This window comes from Liquorilactobacillus capillatus DSM 19910 (genome assembly GCF_001434915.1).
Classification (GTDB): Bacteria; Bacillota; Bacilli; order Lactobacillales; family Lactobacillaceae; genus Liquorilactobacillus; species Liquorilactobacillus capillatus.
On record NZ_AZEF01000001.1, the window covers coordinates 1 to 4,085 of the forward strand.

Annotated in this window: 4 protein-coding genes and 1 pseudogene; all 5 read right to left on the bottom strand. The window is 37.6% G+C overall.

Annotated elements, in window-relative coordinates; translation table 11 throughout:
• Positions 1 to 923: pseudogene (locus FC81_RS00005) on the bottom strand (hypothetical protein); the annotation flags it as partial.
• A gap of 221 nt (positions 924 to 1,144) precedes the next feature.
• A complete protein-coding gene (locus tag FC81_RS00010; protein WP_057741627.1) occupies positions 1,145 to 2,260 on the bottom strand; it encodes a replication initiation factor domain-containing protein in 1,116 nt (371 codons plus the stop codon).
• Complete coding sequence (locus FC81_RS00015) at positions 2,247 to 2,687, bottom strand: hypothetical protein (protein ID WP_057741629.1); 441 nt, start codon at positions 2,685 to 2,687, stop codon at positions 2,247 to 2,249. Before FC81_RS00015 ends, FC81_RS00010 begins: the two co-directional genes overlap by 14 nt.
• Before the next feature lie 68 nt (positions 2,688 to 2,755).
• Positions 2,756 to 3,142, bottom strand: coding sequence for a hypothetical protein (locus FC81_RS00020; RefSeq protein ID WP_057741632.1), 387 nt, complete (start codon positions 3,140 to 3,142; stop codon positions 2,756 to 2,758).
• 244 nt (positions 3,143 to 3,386) lie between these two features.
• Positions 3,387 to 4,085: hypothetical protein (locus FC81_RS10955; RefSeq protein WP_057741634.1), on the bottom strand; the 699-nt coding region annotated here is incomplete at its 5' end.

Sequence of the window (4,085 nt, forward strand, 5' to 3'; positions counted from 1 at the left end):
CCATCTTGCTTAGCCGTCTCTAGCGCAATCGACTGCAATGCATGCATTTGCTCCATACGCCATAATTCTGGTATTCTCATACGTCGCTTACCTGCCGTAGCAGACTTAAATTTTCCAAGATTTTTTAAATTCTGCCAATAATAAGCATCTGTACGCCACTCACCTATTTTCTTTCGTTTATCATTGTATTCATGTGACACCTGTAGCAGATCTAACCGTTGATTTAACTCTTTTTCACTTCCATAAAGCTCGATAAGTGCTTCTTTTTGACAAGCACCGGTCGCCATTTCTACACGACCACGAGCATTTTTATGATAATGCGTTGATTGAGTTTGTAAATGTATCGAACCACGTTCATCAAGATCTATTTCAGCTCTAAATAATCCCTTATTTAAAGCCTGAAATGTTGGTGATTCGTAAAAAATCTTAAATGCTTTTACTTGCCACTCACGATACTTTCTTAACTCGGCTTCACTCTTTCCTGAATAATCATCAACATTCCCAAGATAATATAAACTGCCCTCAATTGCGAGACCATGATTACGTGCAATCGCCTTTAAACTCTGATACGCCTTATCTTTTTTTGTATGATTCATACCACCCTTATCAATCTGTCTTTTAACATTTTTGACATAATTATTCGATAGGCTAGTTATATATTCCTCATAATCTTTTTTTTGCCGGGACGGCATTAATTTTGAATTATATTCTTTCCATTCGTCCTCAGTTTTTACACCCTGCTCAATTGCTTTTTTCAATGCTAAATCTTGAGATTTTTCATCTGTTTTTGTATTAGTTAATGTAATTATATTTGGCTCGCCATCAAGCAAAAAGTCATGTTGTTTCGCATGTGATTCTATATGATGTTGCCCCATGTCGCCATCAGAATTTACATAACTAGTTTCCATAGTTATTGCACTCATAATTATCACGTCCCTCGATAATATTATATAACAGTATATACTAGGTGTCTATATCACTCAACTAACCCCAGTATAACTGGGGGTTGAGCTCTGCGAGGCTAAAGTCAAAAACGTATCACAAATTTTTCGCCTCTAGGCTTAATTTGTGATGTTAATTTCTTCGCTTTCGCGACTAGAAATTAACAAAAAAAAGACACTCTCTAGGTGTCTTTTTTCTAAAATCATTCGCTCCACTTATACAAGTTTTCATTCGCTAAAACCCACGTTTGATTATCATCAACCGAGCGTTCTAACTCTTGCGAAAAAACCACCCTCGCAAGTCGTTTTGCATCATCAATTCCAACGCCATTTTTAAGATATCCACGCACTAAATAATTTAATCGCATGGCCGCATGTTTGGAAACAACCTTGTTATAAAATTTCTGAGTTTTAGCAGGTGTCTGCATACGTTCAAGTGCTGGAGCATGATCCCAATGATCATCAATATTAACTAGGTCACTCCACCATCTTGCAGTAGCAAGTCTATTAGCATGCCGGTGCATATCAACATCTACATCATGATTTACAACAAATCTAAAATTTGCTTTCATTATCAATTTCCAAGCGTCCATTATTCTACGACCTGTATTAATCCATTCTTGAAAATAATAATCTGCTTTATTACCGTTAATTTGAAGTTCCCAACGATACCAACTTGAATACTGAAAATCTATGCCAGTCTTAACAAACCGCTCATTTAATTTATTATAAACACGTAATTGAAATGGGTTACGACCAAGATAAGTAGTGCTACCAATTAACAACTCACGATCACGTCCACGAAGCGCATTAGGTCTTTGCACTTTCGTACTTGTTGTTGGCTGAAAATATGCAATCCTTGATACAAGATTACCCTTAGCTCGTTCTTTTGCTACATGAGCCGGAGAATAACGCGAGCCACACTCGAAAAGATCTCTCGCTATATCCCAACGTGTAACATGCCAATCGCCCTCATATGCCCTCAGACACCCTATAAAAGCAGTAAGCCCACCAGCATACTCAGCATCAATGTTTCTTAACCCTCGACCTGAACACTGCACCATAACACTAGAACCATCATCTAACCAAGCAATAATTACAGTACCTTGAAATATACCAATCGCATGCGGATACTCATAAATACCACGCTTTAATGTAATCACATCATATTCAAACCAATCAATACCAAACACACTACAAATCAACTGATATGCTTTTTCATAAGCTGAAACATCAGCACTAAAATCAGTAGCACCAATATCAAAAACTACTGTAAGCCAATCATGTATAGTTCTTGTTTGTTTATCAGTTTTTGACATTAATACCACCAGCCTCAACAACCAGCTGGAGAGTATCAAAATTGTATCTAGTATCAATACCTTGAACACTAGCAGTATGCTTCAAAGTAATATGATACTTACCACTTACCAACTCAACAGACTTGCCAATAATTGAATCTGCTTGTTGTGCCAATACCTCTTGAACATCACAAATAACAGGCACCATACTATCTAACACAGCTTCTTGCTTAGCTTGAACAAGCGCATTTGCCGCAATTAATGGCAATAACTCCAATTGTGTATACTGCTTACCAGTCTTTACTTGTCCATCATACACATCTTTCACTTTCAAACTACGGCAATACCATTCTTTATCAATTTCACCGCCAAAAGTTGCATTTTCATCAATTACCAACATTTTCATTTCTGATGATGTCTTCTTGTTCCCATTAAATTCTATCGTCATAATTATCACCTTTCTATTATCGGAAGGCGAAAACTGTGTTATAATAAGCATATAATCAGTATACGAATTTACAGCCCTCGCCCACCAGCGTTTGGGTTATTTTTTTGCCCATTTTTCACTTTTTTACATCTGCTGCCAAAACCAATCGAATGTAAGCGCTCAAAGTTTGCCCATTCTCTGCTGCCTTCTTTTTTAACTCTGCTTTCAACTCCTCCGAAATTAACATCGAAAAAGACTTCATTTTCGTTGCCATAATAAATCACCTCTTTCTTATCTATAAAACTAATATAAAACATATAGCATACAAAGTCAACTATTATATATGTTTTATATTGAATTTCATTTGTAAAAATTTGCATTTTTCGACATTTTTGTGCAAGCAAAATAAAATTGCTGTATCCCTTGCGAGAGTAAGTAAATATGTCTGTTCTTCTTGGGATTTTTTGGCGCCACACACCCCCTGTTAGTGCAGATCTCGCGCCAAAAAAAAAGGCGATTTTCCCCGCTCACTCAATTTAATGCTCAAAACAAGATTTGACAGCAGGAACCCGACCCCCACACCCCTAAAAAAATGTGGCAGGGGCGGAAAAAGCTCCGCCCCCACCACCTAGGGAGTGTACGCAGGGGTCGCCTACTATCAAATCTCTTGCGCCTTAAACGCTCGCTAAATATCGGTGAATCTCGTGAGACTCACGAGTTCTAAAGGTCGGGTCCATCATTTTTGCGTGACAAATCACGTACAACATTAGCCGTAAATCTTTTGGGATTTTCATGAATTGCTGTTAACGCCCAATCACCACCAGTATGCTTATCTTTAGTAAATGTACCTTTATCAGTAGGAACTGCGTAAAGCTTTGTCTGATCAGCAATACTATTTTGAATATCAACAGGCAAACCAAATACCGCAACCGTCTTCCGAACAAACCGCTTAATTAACTTAACTTGCAGTTTAATTGTTTCATACAACGCATTTACCGAGCTTTCACGCCTATTTAATTCAGTTTCACGATCATTCAATAATGTTTCTTTTTCTGCCTGCTCACGCTGTTGTAATTTCAATAACCGTTGCTGTTTCTGCTGTTGAATTTTTTGCTTCTGAAGTTCCTCATCACGAACACTTAATTCTGCTTCTCTTGAATGTAATTTCTGTTCTCTGGCTTCTACTTCACGTTGCTTTTCTTGTGATATCTTAACAGCTTGAGCAACAATATCATTTGCTTGTTTATGCGCCTTATTTAGATCTTTTTTAACCTTGCTATGTGCCTTATGCTCTGCTGTATATGCTATTGCTGTTTTATGCTTGCCATCTGTGACATATTTGCGTGTAACACCATACGATATACCATCTTGCTTAGCCGTCTCTAGCGCAATCGACTGCAATGCATGCATTTGCTCCAT